Genomic DNA, 21,753 nt, shown 5'->3' on the forward strand with positions numbered 1-21,753 from the left:
CTAGAATCAATTCAATGGATCACGTATTCACTGATGAATTATTCAACACCATGGCGTTTATATCCCAATGAAGTTTAAATTTAAAGCGCCTCAGAATGAAATTGCGCAGGTACTGACCAGCTTTAAGAAGACCTTTAGAAACATTGGTGTTTTTAGCGCGGTCATCAACATGCTGATGCTCATGCCGGCCATTTACATGCTGCAACTGTATGACAGCGTACTAACCAGCCGCAATGAAATGACTCTGTTGATGCTGACATTGATCATGTTAGGCGCTTACATTTTCATGGGCGCGCTGGAATTCGTCCGCAGCTTTGTATTGATCCGTGTCGGCGCGCAACTCGACATGAAGTTGAACAAGCGCGTTTACACCGCCGCCTTTGAGGAAAGCCTCAAAAAAGGCGATGGCAATGCCGGGCAAGCTTTGAAAGATCTGACCAATCTACGGCAATTCCTGACCGGCAATGCCTTGTTCGCTTTTTTTGACGCACCATGGTTTCCGATTTATTTGTTCGTGATTTTCATGTTTCATCCCATTCTGGGGGGGTTCGCCTTATGCGGCACGGTCATCTTGATTGCATTAGCGTACATCAATGAGAAAATCTCGCATAAACCGCTCGCCGAAGCCAACTCGATGTCGATTGCGTCCAGCAATATCGCCTCCAACAATTTGCGCAATGCCGAAGTCATCGAAGCGATGGGCATGCTGCCCAATCTCCAAGCGCGCTGGTATAAGCTGCATCGCCGTTTTCTCAATCTGCAAGCCGAGGCCAGCGAAAAATCCGGCATCGTCACCGCGCTGTCAAAATCGTGTACCGTCGCATTACAGTCGCTGATGCTGGGATTAGGCGCTTTATTGGTGCTGGATAACAGCATCACACCGGGCATGATGATCGCCGGTTCCATCTTATTGGGCAGAGCCATCGCACCGGTGCAGTTACTCATCAGTGTATGGAAGCAGATTGGCGGCACCCGCAGCGCTTATGAGCGTCTGACACAATTGCTTGAGCAGAATCCGGAACGAACGGCTGGCATGGCGCTGCCTAAACCGCTCGGCGTGATTGCAGTGGAAAATGTCACTGCAGCCCCGCCCGGCAGTAAAGTTCCCGTCATCAAGGGATTGAATTTTTCCCTCGCTGCCGGTGAAGTGCTCGGCATTATCGGCCCGAGCGGATCGGGGAAATCAACTCTGGCGCGCTTATTGGTCGGCGTGTGGCCGGCAGCGGCGGGGAAAGTCCGCTTGGATGGCGCCGATGTTTATCTATGGAACAAGGACGAATTGGGCCCGCATATCGGTTATCTGCCGCAGGATATCGAACTCTTCGCTGGCACGGTTTCGGAAAATATCGCCCGCTTTGGCGAAATCAATGCGGAAAAAGTTATTCTGGCAGCCAGACGCGCCGGGGTTCATGACATGATCCTGAATATGCCGGAAGGTTACGACACGCATCTGGGTGACGGCGGCGCCGGTCTTTCCGGCGGACAAAAACAACGCATCGGCTTAGCGCGCGCCATGTATGATGATCCATCCCTGATTGTTCTCGATGAACCCAATTCAAACCTGGACGATGTTGGAGAACAGGCGCTTCTGGCCGCCATCACCGATCTGCGCATACGCGGCAAAACCATTGTGTTGATCACACACCGCACCAGCATTCTCAGTGTAACCACTAAATTGCTGCTATTGCAGGACGGCGCAGCAAAAATATTCGGGCCGACCAATCAAGTGGTAGAGGCGCTCGCAAAGCAACAACAAGCGCATCAGGCGCAGCTGGCGCAAAAGAAAGCCGAGCAACAAGCTGCGCAAAATCCAGTGCCCCCAGCACCTTCAACCACGCCTACGGCCGACTCTCAAACCGGCTAATTTTTACCGCGCCTTTCAACCTTACCTTGAGCACATACAGATTACCGGACAGGAAGAATAATGAAGCTTGCAGCTGAAGAGAAAAAGACCGTTATTGAAAATGTTCCCGCCGATTTATCCCATCAGGTTGACACCGATGAGACACTCCATACCAAATTGGGCTGGTGGATCGTTCTGGCAGGCTTTGGCGGATTTATTCTATGGGCATCTTTCGCACCGTTGGATAAAGGCGTGCCGGTTCCCGGCACGGTCACGGTCGCCAGTCATCTGCAAGCGGTCCAGCATCAAATCGGCGGCATTATCGACAGCATTCTGGTGAAGGAAGGAGAGCATGTTGCGGTTGGCCAAGTTTTAGTCCGGATGAATGATGTTCAGCTCAAAGCACAAGCTGAAATCACCCGCAGTCAACTGTATACCGCGCGCGCAGTGGAAGCGCGTCTATTGGCGGAGCGCGATGGCCGCAAGGAAATCACTTTTCCGCAAGACTTGCTCACATCCCAGCATGATCCACGCATCGCCAATAACATCATCACTCAGAACCAATTATTCACATCGCGCCAGTTAGCCTTGCATCATGAAATCGCGGCACTGGAAGAAAATATTGCAGGCTCAAGAATGCAATTGCGCGGGCTGGAAGCATCCAGAGCCAGTAAAAATGCGCAATTGAAATTTCTGGAAGAGCAGCTTGTCAATCTGCGCGACTTGGCGCAGGATGGTTTCGTCCCGCGCAATCGCGTGTTGGAACTCGAACGCACGTATACCCAATTGACCGGGGAGATTTCTGCGGAAACCGGTAATATCGGCCGCATCCAGCGCCAAATAGCCGAACTGGAGCAACGGCGCATTCACCGCCAGCAGGAATACCAGAAAGAAGTGCGGCAACAGCTATCCGATATCAAACGGGAAATTGATTCTTTAAGCAGCCGCCTGAGCGGACAGGATTTTGAACTGGCCAATGTGGAAGTCAAAGCACCTGTCGACGGTTTTGTGGTCGGTATGAACGTTTTTACCGAAGGCGGTGTGATTAGCCCGGGATTTAAGCTCATGGATATCGTTCCGAGCGATGATATGCTGATCATTACCGGACAAGTGCCGGTTCATCTGATTGACCGGGTGCACGTGGATCTTCCTGTCGATCTTATTTTTTCCGCGCTCAATCAAAAGCAAACCCCTAACATACCGGGCACCGTCACTCAGGTATCGGCGGATCGTCTTATGGATGAACGCAGCGGGCTTCCGTTTTATAATATCAAGGCCAAGGTTACACCGGAAGGCATGAAAAAGCTGACCGATCAACAAATACGCGCCGGCATGCCGGTGGAAATATTCATTAAAACCGGTGAACGCTCGCTGATGAGCTATCTCTTCAAACCGATCCTGGATCGCGTTCACTCGGCCTTGAGTGAAGAATAACGGTAATGTTAGATATCCGTAAAATTTTATTCTTAGCCGGGTTTTTCTTGAGCCCGATCAGCCATGGCCATGCAATGAGCCTCTTAGAGGCTTATGAAGCTGCATTGCTGCATGATCCGACTTATCGTTCCGCTTATCATGAAAATGAAGCCGGACAACAAGCCGAAGCCATCGGTCTGGCTAGCCTACTGCCTAATCTGACAGTCACTCACACTCAAAGTAAAAGTGCGGGAACCATATCAGGCGTACAGAGAGATAACAGAGGAAATGCGGTCCCATTTTCCAATCCAGCCAATTTCGATAGTCAGATCAGCACATTAACACTTCGTCAGCCATTGATCAATTTGGAAGCGGTAGCCAGTTATCGCATCGGAAAAGCACAAGCTGATTCCAGCCGGGCAAAATTCACCGGCCGCAGCCAACAGCTGGTTGTAAGGCTGGTAGAAGCTTACGTTGAGACTTTACTGGCGCAGGATCATGTCAAGCTCTCCGAAGCGCAACTGACTTCCCTTGAAGAATTGAAACGCGTCAATGAGCGTATGTTAATCAAGGGCGAGGGAACAACGACCGATGTGTTGGAAACACAATCGAAACACGCCATAGCACAAGCACGTGTTATCGAAGCCAATGATGAACTGGAAGGAGCTCAACTTAAACTGGAAGCCATCATCGGGCAAAAAATAAACCAGTTGGATCGATTGTCCGATGCGTTTAATACGCGCGCCATTCAGTTGCAAGATTATGACAGTTGGTACGCTCTGGCGCTGGAACGCAATGCCGAGCTGGTGACACAGCGCCATGCGGTAACATCCGGTAAGGAAGAAATCAGAAAGAGTTTTGCCGGACATACACCGCGTGTCGATTTAGTCGCTAGTCTAACCAAGAATAATCGTGGATCATTCGTCACACTGAATCAAGACGCCGAACTTGGCACTATCGGTGTCGAAGTTAATCTTCCTTTGTATGCGGGTGGCCGAGTGAATGCGCTCACGGCTCAGGCTAAAGCGAATCACGCACGCGCGGAAGCGGATCTCGACGCGGTAACCGACAAAGTACTGGTCGAATTGAAAAAACAACACAACCTATTAAAAAGCGGCGTCAAAAAAATTGAATCATTGGAACTGGCCGTCAAGTCGGCTGAACTGCTGGTCGAAGCGACAGAAAAAAGCATTCGTGGCGGTATCCGCATCAATCTGAATCTTTTGGATGCGCAACAACAACTGTATACCGCACAACGCGATCTTTCCCGGGCGCGGTTTGATTATCTGCTGGCCTATCTGCGCTTGCAGTTAGCAGCAGGCACGCTGGCGCTGGATGATTTAAGAAATATAGCCAGCTATTTCAAAGCCGGCTTGCGTTGAAAGAATCTTGCTGCTGGCAATGAGATCACCGCATTCTTTTCCGCTTGCACAATTCATGGCTTAAAACGCAGCAGCCAGTTCGAGTAGATAGAATTCGTATCCAATCAATGTGCTATACCCAGTGAGGATTGCATACTTGAGATGCCTGACACGGAAGAACTCAATCAACCGGACGTTATGATGTATAGCCAGTAAAATGAGCGCCATCGCGGTAAGCGCCAGTTTTACAGCAACAAACTTTTCTGTACTTTCCTCGATCAGCACCGCCATAAACCAGTTGATCTCTTCCCCGCCCTCATTAAGGATGTTAAGTGTCAGATAGGCATCCAGCGCGCTCAGCAATAAAATAGCAATGACACAGAACAGCACATTCCCCGTGTAACGATCGACGTACACCGGTTTCCCTTTCTCCGACACTCTGCGTTCTCCGATCCGCCTGCCCATTTTGATCCCCGCATGGTAAATGCAGAAAAACGGCATATCCTGACGGCGATCCTGTTTTCTATTATTTGAAACCGTAATTGCATCAATCATAAAAAAGCTCCCACGGATACTGTGTTCACTTGGATGATAGCAAAAACAACGAATAAGAATATCAGCGGAGTATCTCTTTATTTCTAGTACACCTGTACCAGAAAAAGAGGAGGCGACACCTATATACTCAGAGAACGTGCTGTTTTAAATTGCAGAAGTAAGAATCGAACGAATCAATAAAATAAAACAATACAATTTTTTATACACGATGGAGATTGTGAAATGAACAAGAAAATATTGGCCAATATCACCGCACTGGTAATTCTGAGTGCGGCAAGCAGCGCATATGCCGCTCTCACTCCGGACAGCTATAACATGCTGAACGGCAACACCGGCAGTTATAACTACTGGGATGAAACCTACAGTGGGGCTGGTTGTGTGACATGTGATAATGCTGCACTGTCTGGCGGCCGTGGCGATCTGACCGATGGAATCATTGCGGCCGACAATTGGTTTGTCACTGAAGCGCCCGCCGGCAATGGCCCCTATGTCGGCTGGACTCTGGATCCGACCATCACCTTTCACTGGAATGCACCTGTCAATGTCAGTTCCGTCACTTTTCATTTTGATGACTCAAATGGCTCCGGTGGCGTCAGTGCACCAGCAAGCGTGGATGTGAACGGGATCAATTTCCCCATTTCGGATCCTGCCGGTTCTGCGCCATTCGCTTTTGTAGCAAATGGTTTATCGTTCACAGGTAACGATCTGTCTGTGACAATCCATAGAAGTAATGCATGGGTTTTCCTGAGCGAAGTCGAGTTTAACGTTACACCGGTTCCGGAACCCGAAACATATGCGATGTTACTGGCCGGCTTAGGCTTGATTGGTTTTGCCATCCGCCGTAGAAAAGCAGAGGCTGTTTAATCCCGCTTTATTCCGGATTGAAAACGGGAGCCGAAGCTCCCGTTTTTATTGGGTATGGATAAATCAGCGCCATAAAACCGGTTACCTAACAGGTTCAACAGTCTTGGCATGCTGCAAACGATAACCATAGCCGTAGATTGTCAGAATATCCCATTCACTTCGCGTAGCGAGATTGAGCTTATTCCGGATTCGGCTGATGTGGGTGTCCACAGTACGGGTATCGACTTCTGCCGACAATCCCCATATTTTTTCCAGCAGGTGAATTCTCGACAGCAGTTTATTCATATTCTGAAACAGATAGCAGGCCAGCACGAATTCTTTCTGAGTAAGTCCGGCATTTTTGCCGTCGACACAGATTGCCTGATTTTCCGAATCAATTTTGTAGGGGCCAAATTGCAGCATTGCGGGCGGTTTCTCGCGACTGCGGCGCGCCAGCGTCTCTATTCTGGCAAGCAACTCAAAATGCCGGGAAGATTTCACGAAATAATCATCCGCGCCCATATGTAAAACATTAACGACATCCGATTCACTGTTACGCGAAGTCACGCAAATGATCGGAATATGCCAATCCATATTTCCCCGGATCCATTTAAGCGCTTCCCCGGCAGTGCCGTCCGGCAATATCCAATCGATCACGAGCAAGTCAAATCTTTTATCCCGGAGTGCATCGAGAAAGGACGCAATGGTTCCAAAAAATTCACATTCGTAGCGATCTGGCGAAAGCAGTAGCTCATAAATGGCTACCTGAGTGGGTTCGTCTTCAAGTATTCCTAAACGCATAGACAGATGAGTTCATACAAGATTGATTAAGTGGATATCCGTTTTTCAGTCCGGGCACCGCACGCCCTTCCCTGCGCAGCAGCCGGCTGGATTGGTAATCGGGTATTCAAGGTATTTCTTGAATCGAGTATGAACGGCAAAATGCATCCAATTTCAAAAGTTACCAAGCTATCTGGCTACACCGCGGATAGTAGCAACTCCTTTCGTCCATCATGCCGTTCTTCTTCTCAGCATGGATAGACAGATGGTGATGCGCACGGTAAACATTTTCCCTTTTGCATGCTCACGAGCAAAAAACGAAACGATCGCAATCCACTCCACAGCATATCAACCGGAATATTTTCAATCTGAGTTACCGCTCCTTTTTAAACTATCGAATCAATCCGCTACAGCCGCAATCAGTTTTAATTCTTGGATTATAGCCCCAGCATTATCAATAAATGCTTGAACTTTTTCAGGAAACGTGTATCTTAGAAGAGTCTTTTGGATTCAAGTTGTGAAATGTGATGCTTATAGTTGAGCTTTTTCCTTGATATTCGATGGCCACTACGGATCACTGTAGAAGAAGTAAATTCATTAATTATTAAGGAAATAAACATGGCAACAGGTGTAGTTAAATGGTTCAATGACGCTAAAGGTTTTGGCTTTATTACCCCAGATAACGGTGGAGAAGATTTATTTGCACACTTCTCTGCAATCAACAGCAACGGTTTCAAATCACTGCGTGAAGCACAACGCGTTACCTTCGATGTAACGACAGGCCCTAAAGGCAAGCAAGCATCGAACATTGTGCCGCAGTAAACGAGCGTAAAGCTTAAATAAAAAACCCCGGTAATCCGGGGTTTTTTATGGGCGATACCCAATAATCGTTCCTTTCCTTCAAATCATTACGGCGCGTGCAGCAAATCCAGTTTGGTAAAATTTCCACCAAACAAATCCACCGCCAGATAAACCAAATCCGCATTGAATTTAGGCATACCATCCTCAATGCAAATCTCTCGCAGCAACCAATCCACATTCTCACGCGCTTTTTGCGGCAGGTGTTCCTCGCGCATCAACTGATACAAAGCATCATGCACCAGCGAACCGCGCATGATTCTCCGGGTATCGAAAACCGGCCCGCTGGCGCCATCCCAAGCATAATTCCTCTTGATCGTCAGCACACCGCTCATATCCAGATCAATAAACCTTGTCACAATGGGGTAAGATGGATAAATAGTCGTACAGTGCTCGTAATCGGAAAACAGCGTGTATTTATATTTGCGGCGTTTTTTGTAGCTGATGGTTAGGTCCATGTTTCCCTCCTCGTTGGTGAACAAAATCGCAAATCGTTATTTCTACTTCATTACGCTTCAAGCATCAGCTTAAAACCAAGTCATCATTTCCAGCAGCAACTCACCGTATTGCTTACCAAGCTCGACAACATTCGGCCAGTCCTACCCGCGGAATCTTTATCCATGTGAAGTTGCCAAGGTTAAATGCATGAACCAATCATAGCGAAAATAGAGTGCATTACGGGGAAAATGATGGCGCAATTTGTGACAAACATCACAACAGATGCGGTAGCATAACGGCTTTCAATCAAGCTGATTATTTACTATGCCCGTCAACTTTCCTCCATTAACCCCTGAACAATTACTGCCCGTTGCGGGCGTGAAACTCGGTATTACCGAGGCCGGTATCAAAAAGGCGAGTCGCAAGGATTTGCTGGTGATGGTGCTGGACGAAGGCAGCAAAGTGGCCGGGGTATTTACGCAGAACCGTTTTTGCGCCGCGCCGGTGACTGTGGCGAAGCAACATCTGGCGCACGCGGCCATTCACGTGCTGGTGGTCAACACCGGCAACGCCAACGCCGGTACCGGCGAGGCAGGTATTCAGCATGCCCTGGCAACTTGCGCCGAAGCGGGCCGGTTACTGGGCTGCGCCACGCAGCAGGTGTTGCCGTTTTCAACCGGCGTGATCATGGAACCGCTGCCAGTCGATAAGATTATTCAAGGATTGCCCGCTGCGGTGGCAAATTGCAAGGCAGATAACTGGTTCAACGCCGCGCACGCGATCATGACCACGGACATCGTGCCGAAGGCAGCCTCAAAGCAGGTGCAGATCGGCGGCAAGACAGTTACGGTGACCGGCATCGCCAAGGGTTCCGGCATGATCCGCCCGAACATGGCGACGATGCTGGGGTATGTCGCCACCGATGCGGCCATCAGTCCGGCTTTGCTACAAGAGTTAGTCAGGCACGCGGCGGATCATTCGTTCAATCGCATCACGGTGGACGGCGATACGTCGACCAACGATGCGTTCATCGTCGTGGCGACCGGTAAAGCCGGGAATGCGGAAATCACCCGGCAAGACAGCAGCGAATTTAGCCAATTGCAGCAAGCGGTGACCGCGATTGCGGCCGATCTGGCGAAAATGATCGTGCGCGACGGCGAAGGCGCGACCAAGTTCATTACCGTGCAAATCGAAGCGGGCGAGGATGCGGAGGAATGCGCCAAAGTAGCGTACGCGATTGCGCATTCGCCACTGGTCAAAACCGCGTTTTTCGCCTCCGACCCGAACCTGGGCCGGATTCTCGCGGCCATCGGTTATGCCGGGGTCAATGATTTGAATGTGGATACCATTCAGCTTTATCTCGACGATGTGCTGGTGGCGGAGAAAGGCGGGCGGGCCGCCGATTATCAAGAAGCAGATGGACAACGCGTGATGAATCAAGCCGAAATCACCATCCGTGTCGTGCTCAATCGTGGTACCGCATCGACTACCGTGTGGACCTGCGATTTTTCTTACGATTATGTGAAGATCAATGCCAGCTACCGCAGCTGATAGACCGGTAAACCAATCCGATGAATGACTTAGATAAGTTCTGCGCGCGTTTGGATCGGTTGCTCGATCACGTGGAAAAAGTACTGCCGCCCGCGCAACCGGAACCCGACTGGCAAGCAGCAATCGCTTTCCGCTGGCGCAGGCAAGGAAACAACGGATTTATTCAACCGGTGACGCAGCCGCACCGCATTACACTCGACGCATTGTGCGGCATCGACGAGCAAAAGCAGCGCATCGATCAGAACACACAGCAGTTCGTGCAGGGATTTTCCGCCAACAATGTGTTGCTGACCGGCGCGCGCGGCACCGGGAAATCTTCCTTGATCAAAGCACTGCTGAATAAATACGCGAAAGATGGATTGCGCCTGATCGAAGTGGAGAAGCATCATTTGGTCGATCTGCACGACATTGTGGACAAGATTTATCAACGCCCGGAGCGCTTCATTCTATTTTGCGACGATCTGTCGTTTGAAACCGATGAAGCGGGTTACAAAGCGCTCAAAGTGGTGCTGGATGGATCGATCGCCACGGTTTCCGATAACGTACTGATTTACGCGACATCGAACCGCCGTCACATGGTGCCGGAATTCATGCGCGACAATCTCGACACCAAGCATATCGGCGACGAAGTGCATCCGAGCGAAGCCATCGAGGAAAAAATCTCCTTGTCGGAGCGGTTCGGTTTGTGGGTGTCGTTTTATCCGTTCGATCAGGATCAGTATCTGGACATCGTGCGCTATTGGCTGGCTTATTTCGGCATTCATGAGATGACCGCGCTGGCGCGCACCGAAGCACTGCAATGGGCTATCGAACGCGGTTCGCGCAGCGGCCGGGTGGCGTGGCAGTTCGCGCGCGATCTGGCGGGCCTGCAACAATCGGCTAGTGATCGTTCGTAATCAATGAGTCACTCAATCACGCCCATTGCCGAATCGGCACCCATCGTTGAAGTCGTTGCAGCGGTGATTCTGCAGCCGGATGGCCGGTTCTTACTGACATGCAGACCCGGAGGTAAAGTGTATTCCGGCTACTGGGAATTCCCCGGCGGCAAGGTTGAACCGGACGAGTCGCTATTGCACGCACTGGAGCGCGAATTATGGGAAGAGCTGGGCATTCAGGTGCGTCAGGCTCACCCCTGGATCACACGCGTTTTCAGCTATTCGCACGCCACCGTGCGGCTGCATTTTTTTCGCGTGGTGGAATGGGGAGGCCAGCCTTCACCCCGGGAAAAACAGGGATTATCCTGGCAATGGCCACACCCGGTTGAGGTATCTCCGATGCTGCCCGCCAACGGCCCGATTTTGCAATCGCTGCGGCTGCCGCCGGTTTATGCCATCACCCGCGCTGCTGAAACCGGCATCGCAGCGGCATTACAGCACATCGAACGCGCATTGCACAACGACTTGCGCTTGCTGCAAATCCGCGAAAAACAACTGGCGCCGGATGCGCTGCGTGACTTTGCCGGGAAAGTTCTGGCACTTGCCCGGCCCCATCAAGCAAAAGTGTTGATCAATGGCAACGTGGCACTGGCGCAAGAACTTGGCGCCGATGGCGTGCACCTCACATCGTCGCAGCTGATGGCCCTGTCATCCCGCCCCGATCCAAGTTATGGATTATGCGGCGCATCCTGCCATAATGCCGAAGAACTTTTTGCCGCCGGGCAGCTGGGGCTTGATTTTGCCGTGCTGGGTCCGGTACAGCCGACGCTGAGTCATCCGGGATTATCGCCATTGGGCTGGAGAAGGTTTGCCACGTTGATTCGCGGCTATTCGCTACCGGTTTATGCATTGGGCGGGTTACACCGGGAAGATCTATCCATTGCGCAGGAAATGGGCGCCCATGGCATTGCGATGATGCGTGGAATCGAATGAACTCAGGTGGAAAGCACCGCCCCGTTTTCAGTGTGTAACCAGATCGGCGCCGGTGTATACCGCAACCTGATTGCGGCCGCCTGATTTGGCGGCATATAGCGCCTGATCGGCTCGATCGAGTAAGGTGTTGCAGATAAAATCCGCGTCGTGTTGCTGCGCGGTCAACAAACTTCGCAGGCTGGCGATACCGATCGAAATCGATATCGTGAACTGTTTGTCATGAAAATTCAGCGCAGTGGAGCAAATCGCCTGACGCAGCCGCTCAGCAATTTCATGTGCCGCTTGCAACGTCGTCGACGGTAAAGCGACGACGAATTCTTCCCCGCCGTAACGCGCCACAATATCGCACGACCGGACTTGCTCCTTGATTAAACCGACCATGTACCGGAGCACCAGATCACCGGTTTGATGCCCGTAGGTGTCGTTGATTTTCTTGAAATGATCCACATCGAGGAACATGCAGATCAAATCATCATCCCAGCGCATGCAGCGGGCGATTTCATCCTTGAAACGCAGATCGAAATAGCGGCGGTTATACGCTTGCGTCAGCACATCCTGGTAGCTGATTTCCTTGAGCCGCTGCTGATTAAGACAATTTTCGATTGCAACAGCAGCCATCGCCGATATTTTTTGCAGAAAAAGCGTGCCGATGCCCACCTGATAGCGATGCGGATCATGGCTGAGCAACAATAGCACGCCGATTGTCTGCTCACCGCGCAGCAGCGGCAGGAATGCAGCGCTTTTGACCTGATTGCGGTTCTTCAGATTGGCGATCATCCAACGGTAATTCTTCAATGCCTCCGCGCCCAGCACCGGATGACCGGCCAGTGAATGAATGATTTCCGCATCTTTTAAGGTATCGAGAATCAGGAGCTTGTTCTCGTAGTTCAGTTGCGCTTCTTCATCGCGTTCAAAAAACAGCCGCTCGGTATCTTTATGGTAGTCAATCAGACACAAAACAACATCGAGCAGCTGAAAGCGCTCAACGGTTTGCGATAACAGCAAATCCCGCAGCTGTTTGGGTGTACTGGCGCCAATAATTTCAAAGCCAAAAGTCTCGTATAACTCCTGCTTTTTCTCATTGGCTCTGGCTTGCTTGAGCAGATGATCGAGCTTACGCTGTAATTCGCGGTTCTTCTCGTAGATCGATTCATCCATTATATCGGCTCAGTGGTTATAGTATTCTCCGGATCTTTTTCAGCTTCAGGGATGCGATAAGATTCCTGAGCCCATTGCGACAGATCGTTCGTTTTACACCGTGCGGAACAAAACGGACGAAAACGGCTGGCCGGTTCCCAGATTACTTCTTTACCGCATTGCGGGCAATTGACTGTGCGCTGTTGCATAAAAGCAGATCATTGTTAGATTGTTTTAAGATAAGAGTCTTGTATTAGCGAAAAATAAGTAGAATAGGAATAAAATCATTACACATGAATCTGATAGGGAATTATTCGTTTTAGTTTTAAACTGATCACAAAAAAATAAAATCCTTTTTCCTTATCTCTGATGAAATTTAACACTATTTCGGCAACCTGCGAGATTTTAGTATTCTACAAAAATTTCACACCCGTTAGTTTTAACTTTCTAAATTATTTTTAATCACTTACTTTAAGGTTACAAATCCTGGCCACTCGACAAGAACTTTCAGATTTTCTGATTGAAACCGAGAAGCGCGCCTATAAACAAGCCCTGTTCGCGGTTCATGACGAACATATGGCGTTGGATATTGTTCAGGATTCCATGATGAAGCTGACGGCGAAATATGCTTCAAACCCGACCGAAGAACTGCCGTTATTATTCCAGCGCATCCTGCAAAATACCATTCGCGATTATTACCGGCGGCAGAAGATCCGTTCGCTATGGACCACGCTGTTTTCAGCGTTTATACCTAGCGATCAAGACAAAAACCAAGAAGACTTCGATATTCTCGAAACTTTACAGGTCAAGCAGGAATCGAATGATCCGGATGCGCAACTTGAGAGATCGCAACTCATTAATTTAATAGAAGAAGCGATAAAAGTTCTCCCGCCACGTCAACGCGAAGCCTTCATACTGCGTTACTGGGAAGAAATGAGTTTGGCGGAAACAGCCGTAATTATGAAATGTTCGGAAGGAAGTGTAAAAACACATTGTTCACGGGCAGTCCATACATTAGCTACAATACTCAAAGAGAAAGGAGTGAAACTATGAACGAGCAAGAGTTTGGAAAAGAAATTTCTAGGCTGCTGGATCAAGGTGCTGATCAGACGATCAAACAAAGTACTTTGTACCGGTTGCAGGTCGCTCGTCGGGCAGCTTTGGAAAATTGCCAACCCACGATGAATATTATTCAGTCAGGTAATGGCACTTCTTTGTATGGTAGGCATAGCGGGCACATGTACGCTATGAAAGTGCTGTTATTAATGACGGTATTATTTATTTTGATGAATATTGTCTATTACCAATTCTGGGAAAATGATAAATATGCAGCTATTGATACCATGATATTAGCTGATGATTTGCCGATAGATGCTTATATTGCTAATGAGTTTGATGAATGGCTGGATATCGATTAATCATATTCGGATTATTGTTACTGCTCTCCGTTGATGCTTTATGTGAATCTGAATCCAGCAAGCCTCGATGGAATGAATTAAAACCGCAGCAGCAAAGAATTCTGGAGCCGTTAGCCGGCACGTGGGATAGTATGGACTCTACCAGAAAGAAAAAATGGCTGGGGGTCGCAAAACGTTATCCTAAAATGACGGCGCAAGAGCAGCAGCGTATTCAATCGCAAATGCAAAGTTGGAATTCGCTGACTTCGGAACAGAGAAAACAAGCGCGCGAAAGATATAAAAAAATGGAACAACTGCCAGCCCGGAAGCGTCAAGAAATCAAGCAGCGGTGGTATGAGTATGAACAACTACCCGGCAAAACTTGAGAAGAGAACATTGAAAAACCGCTCTGCGTTACAAGATTCTGTTTAATGTCATCTTATTCCATTTGATAAGCGAAGAGACTATCAGGCCATGCTCTCCGTGGAGCCGTGCCTGAAAGTAATCACTGCGGTTAGTTGCATTGCCGGTTGAACATTTTGCTTTCTTACGCTTATTCCCGATACAAAACCCTTTTGGTCTCCACTGGCAGTTAATGCATGCAGAAAACCCCTCGCTTTTCAATGAATAACTTACCCGCGATATGGACAGATGAACTTTCTGCGCAATTAAGCGAAGACGAAAGTATTCTCGCTTGGCTTGAAATCGATCTCGATCATCAGCTGCATTTTGCCACAGGCATCGTCATCGCAACCGATAAGCGCGTACTGGCCAAAATGGCTGACGATGGAACTTGGCAAACGTGGGCTTATCAGCAAGGATTGCAGCTGACACAGCGTGATCATGCCGGTGTTGGTTGTTTGGAATTATTCGATCCGCATGCACGGCTTGCCTTCTGGCGCTACCGCTTAGGCAATGTCATGGCGGCAAACCGGCTGATCGAATGCTTTTTGCAGCAACTGGATTATCATGTCAGCGGCAAGCTGCCTGAATCCTCGCAAACATCGGCTCAATGTCCTCATTGCGGCGCTTTCCTATCTGCTGAACAGGATGAGTGCCCGGTTTGTGAGAAGCAAAATCATATACCGCCTTCTACCTGGGTTTTACTGCGCTTGTGGCGCTTCGCAAAGCCCTACAAGGGACGGCTACTCATCGGTTTTTTGCTGACCTTGTGCAGCACGGCGGCAACACTGGTGCCGCCCTACTTAACCATGCCACTCATGGATAATGTATTGATTCCCTATCAGAACGGTCAGCCGATCGATACTGATTTAGTACAATTCTATCTCTCCGGTTTACTGGGAGCGGCGATTCTTGCCTGGATGCTGGGCTGGGCGCGAACTTACATGCTGTCACTGGTTTCAGAGCGCATTGGCGCTGATTTGCGCACCACCACCTACGAGCATCTGCTGAATCTTTCGCAGGAATATTTCGGCGGCAAGCGGACCGGTGACTTGATGGCGCGTATCGGCGCTGAAACCGACCGGATTAATCTTTTTATTTCATTGCATTTACTCGACTTCGCCACGGATGTCATCATGATCTGCATGACGGCTATCATTTTAGTGTCGATCAATCCCTGGTTGGCCTTGGTAACGTTGGCACCGCTGCCGATTATCGCATGGCTGATTCATCTGGTTCGCGACCGCTTGCGAATTGGTTTTGAGAAGGTGGATCGCATCTGGGCCGAAGTGAACAATGTGCTTGCGGATACCATTCCAGGTATCCGGGTCGTTAAAGCCTTCGCACAAGAGAAAAGGGAAGCGGCGCGTTTTCACGCGGCAAACCAGCGCAATCTGCAAATCAATGACCGGGTCAACAGAATCTGGTCGTTGTTCACGCCGACGGTCACCCTGCTGACCGAAGTCGGGTTACTCGTCGTATGGGTATTCGGCATATGGCAGATATCGCAGGATGAAATTACCGTCGGGGTGCTGACGGCATTTCTTGCCTATATTGGCCGTTTCTACATCCGGCTCGACTCGATGAGCCGGATTGTATCGATCACCCAAAAAGCTGCGGCTGGCACCAAACGCATTTTTGATATTCTGGATCATGTGTCCAGCGTTCCGGAATCCGCCAATCCGGTACATCTGCCAACCATCCAAGGGCAAATAGAGTTACGCCACGTCGGTTTCCGTTACGGTACGCGCAGTATCACGCGTGGCATCAATCTGGTTATTCAACCCGGTGAAATGATTGGCCTGGTTGGGCACAGCGGTTCGGGAAAAAGCACGCTGGTCAATCTGATCTGCCGTTTTTACGATGTCACCGAAGGCGCCATTCTGGTCGACGGGCATGACATCCGTACCTTACCACTTGCTGAGTACCGCAAACATATTGGTCTGGTGCTGCAAGAGCCCTTTTTGTTCTTTGGCACTATCGCTGAGAACATTGCCTACGGCAAACCGGATGCGACCCGCGCAGAAATCGTAGCGGCGGCGCGTGCGGCGCACGCGCATGAGTTCATTCTGCGCCTGCCGCACGGTTATGATTCGCTGGTTGGCGAACGCGGGCAAGCGTTATCGGGCGGCGAGCGTCAACGCATTTCGATCGCACGCGCGCTATTGATTAATCCGCGCATTCTGATTCTGGACGAAGCCACTTCTTCAGTCGATACCACCACGGAAAAAGATATCCAAAAAGCGCTGGACAATCTGGTACGCGGCCGCACCACGATCGCAATTGCGCATCGGTTATCGACTTTACGGGAGGCCAATCGGTTGATTGTGCTGGATCGCGGCAGAATTGTGGAAATCGGCAATCACGCTGAATTAATGGCGCGCGAGGGTTACTATCATCGGTTGTATTTGGCGCAAGCACGTAATGTCGATGAAGAAGAACGAGCACTGATCTCCGCTACCGAACACAGCATTGCGGGAGAGCACAAATGAGCGCCACCGTTACTTATCAATTAACCCGGAATTCCTACGGCCGTTTGGTTCTGACCGATCAATCCGGTGTCACGCACGAAGGTGTCATTCCTGTACGGTCATTTCCGGTTACCGATCCGGGACAAGGCATCGCGTTGATCGATTCGCATGGCCATGAATTAGCATGGATAGAACGATTCGATGATTTACCGGAAGCCTATCGGGTGTTGATAGAGTCAGAGCTGGCAAGCCGTGAATTTATGCCGGAGATAAAACGCATCACGAAAGTCTCCGGTTTTATCACGCCAAGCACCTGGCATGTCGAAACGGATCGTGGCGCAGCGGTACTTATTCTGAAGGGGGAAGAGAATATCCGCCGCTTAACCGCATCGTCGTTAATGATCACCGATAACCATGGCATTCATTTTCTGCTTCGGGATCGCACGGCGCTAGACCGTCATAGCCGTAAATTACTGGATCATTTTCTGTAGTTCTTAACTTTAATAACCCGGGCAAACTAATAGGCGCTGGCGGTATTACTTGCCAATGCAGAAATGCGAGAAAATTTCCCCGAGCAAATCATCGGCGGTAAATTGCCCTGTAATCGATGACAAAACGTTTTGCGCCAATCTCAATTCTTCCGCCAGCAGCTCCAATTGATATTGACCTTCAGTGAATCTCTGCGCATTCTCCAAATGCTTCTTGGCTTGGCTCAGTGCTTCCAGGTGACGCTGCCTGGCCATAAATATACCCTCCCCAGCCTGATTGAATTGCCAACCCGCGATCTGCAATATTTTGCTGCGTAATAATTCAATGCCCGCACCGGTTTTGGCCGATAGATAAATGGCACTGTGTCCTTCCTGATCTTCGGTTCTTGGATTCTCGCCGACTAAATCGATTTTGTTGAATACTGTGATTTGCGGTTTACCGGCCGGAATAGCGTGTTGCGCCGGATTGTTCTCAGCGGGCTGGGGTTGACTGCTGTCAATGAGCCGGAGCACCATGTTGGCCCCCCTGATCGCGGCATAAGCACGTTCAATGCCTTTTTGCTCGACCACATCCTGAGTTTCTCTCAGTCCGGCAGTATCGATGATATGAATCGGCATACCGGCAAGGGAAATGGTGCGTTGAATCGTATCGCGTGTGGTTCCGGGAATTTCTGTGACGATAGCGGCCTCTTCCTGCACCAATTGATTCAGTAAGCTGGATTTGCCGACATTGGGCGCTCCGGTCAGAACGATGCGAATCCCCTCCTGCAACAAATTACCTTGCCGTGCAGCCAGAAATATCTGCTCAAGCAGCGCATAAATTTGCGCCAATTTTTCGTCGATGTGCAATGTTTGCAGGTTATCGATTTCTTCTTCGGGAAAATCCAGCGTAGCTTCTATGAGCATGCGCAGATTGATCAATAAGCTTACGAGTTCTTCAATCCGCGATGAGAAATGACCTTGCAATGAGTTGATTGCGCAGCGCGCGGCTTCATGGGTGCTGGCTTCGATAATCGCAGCGACGCTTTCCGCTTGAATCAAATCAATCTTATTGTTGAGAAAAGCGCGTAACGTAAATTCACCGGGTTGCGCCAAACGGGCGCCGGCCGCAAGACAGCGATCGAGCAACAAATCCATGACAGCTGGGCCGCCATGCCCTTGTAACTCCAGGACATCCTCGCCCGTGTAGGAATGGGGGGCGGGAAAGTAAAGCGCGATACCTTGGTCGATGACTTGCCCATCGGCATCCAGAAATTGACTGAGACAGGCATAACGCGGTTTCGGGAGCCTACCAAGGATTGCTTCCGCCAGTTCTGTCAGATGCTTGCCGGAAATTCGAATGACTCCAATTCCGCCCCGGCCTGGCGGGGTTGCAATTGCTGCAATGATATCAGAGCCTGCTATAGATCATCTCCATGACTGCTTTACTGTGACTGATCATGGCGGGCTATTGATAATAAGCAATAACCCGCACCTGATTTTTTACTTTCTCTTCGCTTTCTTGCCAGCCGGAACACTCTTCGCTTTTACCGGCGCTTTACCTTTAGCGGAAGCAGCCGCTTGGCTTGGTTGTTGCTGTTGTTTTTCATTTTCTTGACTGCTGGAAGCGGCAACAGTTTCTACTTCAGCTGTTTCCTTTCCTTCGTCAGTCAGCGCGGCTGGTTGAGAATTCTCCTTAGCTGGCTCAGGTTTGTTCTTGCTTTTCTTCCTGTTTTTATCTTTGTTGGCTTCCTCTTCCGCTTTATTCTCAAACATACGCGTTATTTGCCATTGTTGCGCAATGGAAAGAATATTATTGCAGAGTGAGTACAGTACAAGCCCCGCTGGAAAGAAGAAAAAGAATACGCTGAAAGCAACCGGCATAATCTGCATGACTTTTGCCTGAATTGGATCAGTGGGTGTCGGGCTGAGTTTCGATTGAACCCACATCGACACACCCATAATCAATGGCAATACATAATAAGGATCGGGCACCGACATGTCGGTTATCCATAGCGCCAGCGGCGCATAACGGAGCTCAACGGCAGCCAGCAACGTCCAGAACAGTGCAATAAATACCGGGATTTGCACCAGAATCGGCAAACATCCCCCCATCGGGTTGATCTTTTCTTCCTTGTAGAATTCCATCATCGCTTGGTGCATGCGCTGACGGTCACTGGCATATTGCTCACGTATCCGCTGCAATTTGGGCGTTACCAATCGCATTTTGGCCATAGACCGGTAGCCCGCAGCCGACAATGGAAAAAACAGCAGCTTGACTGTCAGTGTCAGCAAAATGATCGCCGCGCCCCAGTTATCGGTCCATGAATGATAAAAGGAAAGCAACCAGAAAAGCGGTACAGCCAAGACTGTTAACCAGCCATAATCCACTGTCAACTCGAGACCGGGCGCAAGCTCGGCAAGCTTATTCTGCTCCTGCGGGCCTGCATAGAGCGGCATCGTAATATTTTTAACTTGCCCCGGCTCAACAGCACCAACCGGTGCAATAACGCCCGCAGTATATTGATTGGGCGCCAAACGCTTGGCAAAATATTCACGCGGAGTGTTTTGCGGAGGCAACCAAGCCGTCAGGAAATAATGTTCAAGCATGGCGATCCAGCCATTATCCGCATTGGTTGGATATTCCGCTTTATTTTTATCGAGATCGGAGAATTTTATTTTCAGGAATTTTTCTGCGTCCGTATACATCGCACCGCCAGTATACGAATGCACCATGGTGCTGGCACCGCTAGGATCGTTCCCATCTCGCAACATTTGAAAGTACGAAAACGGCATGACCGTAGCGTCGCTATGATTTACGATCTCAAATTCAACATCGATGACATAACTGCCGCGATGGAAAGTATAAATCTTGGCAACCTGTATACCATCGACTTCCGGTGCGAGAAGACGCACTACAATCTTATTCTGTCCGGATTCAAGTTCATAGTTATTTGAATCTACGGTATATTTTGTTTTGTGATTGGGCAATCCATCGCCAATTAATCCGGATTGAGCAACTTGAAACCGTGAAGCTTTATCCAGCAACAACTCGTAGGGTTTGTTTACATCCTCTCTGGATGGGTGCGCAATCAAACCCAGTTGCCGGATATCGCCGCCTGCGGTATCGATTTCCGCAACAACCAGATCTGTTTTGACATGGATTTTCTCACCGATTGTAAATAGATTCGGCGTCACGGATGAATTAACACCATCAATTTCCGGAATGGCTCCGGATCCTCCGGCTGCGGAAGCGGTCAATTCGTCACTGGGCACCGGCAATGATGGGTCATGGCGCTGATTCGCGGAACCCGAAACTGCTCCGGACATGACTTGTGAAGCGGGCGGATATAATTCTTTTTGCCACGCATCCCACAAAAATAATAGTGACGTGGAGAAAATGATGATAAGTACGAGTTTTTTTGTTTCCATTATTTATCTAATCAAGTTAATTTTTCGACAAAACCGTTTAGTTATTGTTTTTTTCATTTATAGCAGTGCTATTTTGTCGAAAATTTTGTACGTATACAGCAATAAATTATATGCTTAGCTACAGTTGTTGAGTGGGCATCAAGGAACAGGCTCATACCCACCTTTACTCCAAGGATTGCATCGCAGGATGCGCCAAACACTCAATCGCGTTCCATGGAACAAACCATATTTTTCATATGCTTCAAGAGCATATTGTGAGCAAGTCGGGCTAAAACGGCACGATGGCGCAAACAGGGGACTGATACAATATTGGTAGAATCTTATTAAAGCAATAATTAACCGTGACATTGCTGTAGTTGAAGCATGAGTAATTGTGTTTCAGTCGCCAGTTTTTTCAGTTCATTCCTCGGAACAGGCCGTCGCAACCGCATAACCCAATCCATTTTTATTGTTTGATCGTAAAACCGGTTCTTGCGAAATGTCTCTCGCAAAATGCGCTTGATCTTATTGCGCTTCACTGCGGATCGTTCAATTCTCTTGGAAACAATTAGACCCAACCGTGCATATTCAAACTCATTCGGCTTCATGTAAATTTGAATTAAATCACCGTTGGTCTGACATTTTAAATTGATTACCGCAGTGAATTCCGTTGCCTTATGTAACTTGTAACTTTTCGGCAAAGAATAGGTTTCAACAAATCTAAAAATAAAAATTATCCGATCAGATTTAAACGCTTAATCGAGCACGGCCTTTTGCACGGCGAGCGCGAATTACAGCCGCACCACCGCGCGTTCTCATGCGCACTAGAAATCCATGCGTACGTTTTCTTCTTGTCACTGAAGGTTGATAAGTACGTTTCATTTTTCTCTCTAAGTTATTTAGTCAATAGAACCGCGTATTAGAACTTGTTATGGGGTTTTATGTCAATATTTTTCTA

23 protein-coding genes are annotated in these 21,753 nt (G+C 49.2%); 13 read left to right on the plus strand and 10 right to left on the minus strand.

Going from position 1 to position 21,753, the window contains the following annotated elements; translation table 11 throughout:
• Positions 1 to 67 precede the first annotated feature (67 nt).
• The 3 genes from ABD07_RS08745 to ABD07_RS08755 all read left to right on the plus strand — a co-directional run bounded on the left by ABD07_RS08745 (position 68) and on the right by ABD07_RS08755 (position 4,638).
• Positions 68 to 1,864 carry a type I secretion system permease/ATPase gene (locus ABD07_RS08745; RefSeq protein WP_160817966.1) on the plus strand — a complete coding sequence of 599 codons (1,797 nt, stop codon included), beginning with the start codon at positions 68 to 70 and terminating at the stop codon, positions 1,862 to 1,864.
• 60 nt (positions 1,865 to 1,924) lie between these two features.
• Positions 1,925 to 3,277 (plus strand): HlyD family type I secretion periplasmic adaptor subunit, encoded by a 1,353-nt coding sequence (locus ABD07_RS08750; RefSeq protein ID WP_160817967.1) that lies wholly within the window; start codon positions 1,925 to 1,927, stop codon positions 3,275 to 3,277.
• Between the two features lie 74 nt (positions 3,278 to 3,351).
• A complete protein-coding gene (locus tag ABD07_RS08755) occupies positions 3,352 to 4,638 on the plus strand; it encodes a TolC family outer membrane protein (protein WP_240142490.1) in 1,287 nt (428 codons plus the stop codon).
• Between the two features lie 60 nt (positions 4,639 to 4,698).
• On the opposite strand, the gene ABD07_RS08760 is transcribed toward ABD07_RS08755, so the two are convergent.
• Complete coding sequence (locus tag ABD07_RS08760) at positions 4,699 to 5,172, minus strand: DUF5658 family protein (RefSeq protein WP_160817969.1); 474 nt, start codon at positions 5,170 to 5,172, stop codon at positions 4,699 to 4,701.
• 222 nt (positions 5,173 to 5,394) lie between these two features.
• Between ABD07_RS08760 and ABD07_RS08765 the strand changes: the two genes are divergently transcribed.
• On the plus strand, positions 5,395 to 6,036 hold the full coding sequence (locus tag ABD07_RS08765) for an FxDxF family PEP-CTERM protein (protein ID WP_160817970.1): 642 nt from the start codon (positions 5,395 to 5,397) through the stop codon (positions 6,034 to 6,036).
• 81 nt (positions 6,037 to 6,117) lie between these two features.
• Here ABD07_RS08765 and ABD07_RS08770 read toward each other — a convergent pair whose 3' ends face one another.
• A complete protein-coding gene (locus ABD07_RS08770) occupies positions 6,118 to 6,816 on the minus strand; it encodes a response regulator transcription factor (RefSeq protein WP_160817971.1) in 699 nt (232 codons plus the stop codon).
• 597 nt (positions 6,817 to 7,413) lie between these two features.
• Between ABD07_RS08770 and ABD07_RS08775 the strand changes: the two genes are divergently transcribed.
• Entirely contained in the window at positions 7,414 to 7,617 is a 204-nt protein-coding gene (locus tag ABD07_RS08775) for a cold-shock protein (protein ID WP_090317641.1), read from the plus strand.
• A gap of 86 nt (positions 7,618 to 7,703) precedes the next feature.
• Here ABD07_RS08775 and ABD07_RS08780 read toward each other — a convergent pair whose 3' ends face one another.
• Positions 7,704 to 8,111 carry a DUF1353 domain-containing protein gene (locus ABD07_RS08780; RefSeq protein ID WP_160817972.1) on the minus strand — a complete coding sequence of 136 codons (408 nt, stop codon included), beginning with the start codon at positions 8,109 to 8,111 and terminating at the stop codon, positions 7,704 to 7,706.
• A 304-nt stretch (positions 8,112 to 8,415) separates the two neighbouring features.
• On the opposite strand from ABD07_RS08780, the gene argJ reads away from it, so the two are divergent.
• The 3 genes from argJ to ABD07_RS08795 are packed head-to-tail and all read left to right on the plus strand — an operon-like array spanning position 8,416 to position 11,510.
• Positions 8,416 to 9,642 (plus strand): bifunctional glutamate N-acetyltransferase/amino-acid acetyltransferase ArgJ, encoded by a 1,227-nt coding sequence (gene argJ, locus ABD07_RS08785; protein ID WP_160817973.1) that lies wholly within the window; start codon positions 8,416 to 8,418, stop codon positions 9,640 to 9,642.
• 20 nt (positions 9,643 to 9,662) lie between these two features.
• A complete protein-coding gene (locus ABD07_RS08790) occupies positions 9,663 to 10,538 on the plus strand; it encodes an ATP-binding protein (protein ID WP_160817974.1) in 876 nt (291 codons plus the stop codon).
• A 3-nt stretch (positions 10,539 to 10,541) separates the two neighbouring features.
• Positions 10,542 to 11,510, plus strand: a complete 969-nt coding sequence (locus tag ABD07_RS08795; RefSeq protein WP_160817975.1) for a Nudix family hydrolase — start codon at positions 10,542 to 10,544, stop codon at positions 11,508 to 11,510.
• A 27-nt stretch (positions 11,511 to 11,537) separates the two neighbouring features.
• Here ABD07_RS08795 and ABD07_RS08800 read toward each other — a convergent pair whose 3' ends face one another.
• The gene (locus ABD07_RS08800; protein WP_160817976.1) at positions 11,538 to 12,668 is read right to left on the minus strand and encodes a GGDEF domain-containing protein; all 1,131 of its coding nucleotides are present in this window, start codon (positions 12,666 to 12,668) and stop codon (positions 11,538 to 11,540) included.
• Positions 12,668 to 12,856 (minus strand): DNA gyrase inhibitor YacG, encoded by a 189-nt coding sequence (locus tag ABD07_RS08805; protein WP_160817977.1) that lies wholly within the window; start codon positions 12,854 to 12,856, stop codon positions 12,668 to 12,670. The genes ABD07_RS08800 and ABD07_RS08805 overlap by 1 nt, the downstream gene beginning before the upstream one ends.
• A 277-nt stretch (positions 12,857 to 13,133) precedes the next feature.
• Here ABD07_RS08805 and ABD07_RS08810 point away from each other — a divergent pair, with 277 nt between their 5' ends.
• The 5 genes from ABD07_RS08810 to ABD07_RS08830 all read left to right on the plus strand — a co-directional run bounded on the left by ABD07_RS08810 (position 13,134) and on the right by ABD07_RS08830 (position 17,408).
• Positions 13,134 to 13,700 (plus strand): RNA polymerase sigma factor, encoded by a 567-nt coding sequence (locus ABD07_RS08810; protein ID WP_108699638.1) that lies wholly within the window; start codon positions 13,134 to 13,136, stop codon positions 13,698 to 13,700.
• The gene (locus ABD07_RS08815; protein ID WP_160817978.1) at positions 13,697 to 14,065 is read left to right on the plus strand and encodes a DUF3619 family protein; all 369 of its coding nucleotides are present in this window, start codon (positions 13,697 to 13,699) and stop codon (positions 14,063 to 14,065) included. The genes ABD07_RS08810 and ABD07_RS08815 overlap by 4 nt, the downstream gene beginning before the upstream one ends.
• Positions 14,047 to 14,430 (plus strand): DUF3106 domain-containing protein, encoded by a 384-nt coding sequence (locus ABD07_RS08820; protein WP_108699640.1) that lies wholly within the window; start codon positions 14,047 to 14,049, stop codon positions 14,428 to 14,430. Before ABD07_RS08815 ends, ABD07_RS08820 begins: the two co-directional genes overlap by 19 nt.
• A 213-nt stretch (positions 14,431 to 14,643) precedes the next feature.
• Positions 14,644 to 16,938 carry a cyanophycin metabolism-associated ABC transporter gene (locus ABD07_RS08825; protein ID WP_160817979.1) on the plus strand — a complete coding sequence of 765 codons (2,295 nt, stop codon included), beginning with the start codon at positions 14,644 to 14,646 and terminating at the stop codon, positions 16,936 to 16,938.
• Entirely contained in the window at positions 16,935 to 17,408 is a 474-nt protein-coding gene (locus tag ABD07_RS08830) for a cyanophycin metabolism-associated DUF1854 family protein (protein WP_160817980.1), read from the plus strand. The genes ABD07_RS08825 and ABD07_RS08830 overlap by 4 nt, the downstream gene beginning before the upstream one ends.
• A gap of 45 nt (positions 17,409 to 17,453) precedes the next feature.
• Here the strand turns inward: ABD07_RS08830 and mnmE are convergent, their stop codons facing one another.
• The 5 genes from mnmE to rpmH all read right to left on the minus strand — a co-directional run bounded on the left by mnmE (position 17,454) and on the right by rpmH (position 21,677).
• The gene (mnmE, locus tag ABD07_RS08835; RefSeq protein WP_160818019.1) at positions 17,454 to 18,809 is read right to left on the minus strand and encodes a tRNA uridine-5-carboxymethylaminomethyl(34) synthesis GTPase MnmE; all 1,356 of its coding nucleotides are present in this window, start codon (positions 18,807 to 18,809) and stop codon (positions 17,454 to 17,456) included.
• Positions 18,810 to 18,887: 78 nt separating this feature from the next.
• On the minus strand, positions 18,888 to 20,816 hold the full coding sequence (gene yidC, locus ABD07_RS08840) for a membrane protein insertase YidC (protein WP_160817981.1): 1,929 nt from the start codon (positions 20,814 to 20,816) through the stop codon (positions 18,888 to 18,890).
• A 138-nt stretch (positions 20,817 to 20,954) separates the two neighbouring features.
• Positions 20,955 to 21,164 carry a membrane protein insertion efficiency factor YidD gene (gene yidD / locus ABD07_RS08845; protein ID WP_160817982.1) on the minus strand — a complete coding sequence of 70 codons (210 nt, stop codon included), beginning with the start codon at positions 21,162 to 21,164 and terminating at the stop codon, positions 20,955 to 20,957.
• Positions 21,152 to 21,496, minus strand: a complete 345-nt coding sequence (gene rnpA, locus ABD07_RS08850) for a ribonuclease P protein component (protein ID WP_164502804.1) — start codon at positions 21,494 to 21,496, stop codon at positions 21,152 to 21,154. The genes yidD and rnpA overlap by 13 nt, the downstream gene beginning before the upstream one ends.
• A 46-nt stretch (positions 21,497 to 21,542) precedes the next feature.
• Entirely contained in the window at positions 21,543 to 21,677 is a 135-nt protein-coding gene (gene rpmH / locus ABD07_RS08855; protein ID WP_090317686.1) for a 50S ribosomal protein L34, read from the minus strand.
• Positions 21,678 to 21,753 lie beyond the last annotated feature (76 nt).

It is taken from the genome of Nitrosomonas oligotropha (assembly GCF_009833085.1).
GTDB classification, from domain to species: domain Bacteria; phylum Pseudomonadota; class Gammaproteobacteria; order Burkholderiales; family Nitrosomonadaceae; genus Nitrosomonas; species Nitrosomonas oligotropha.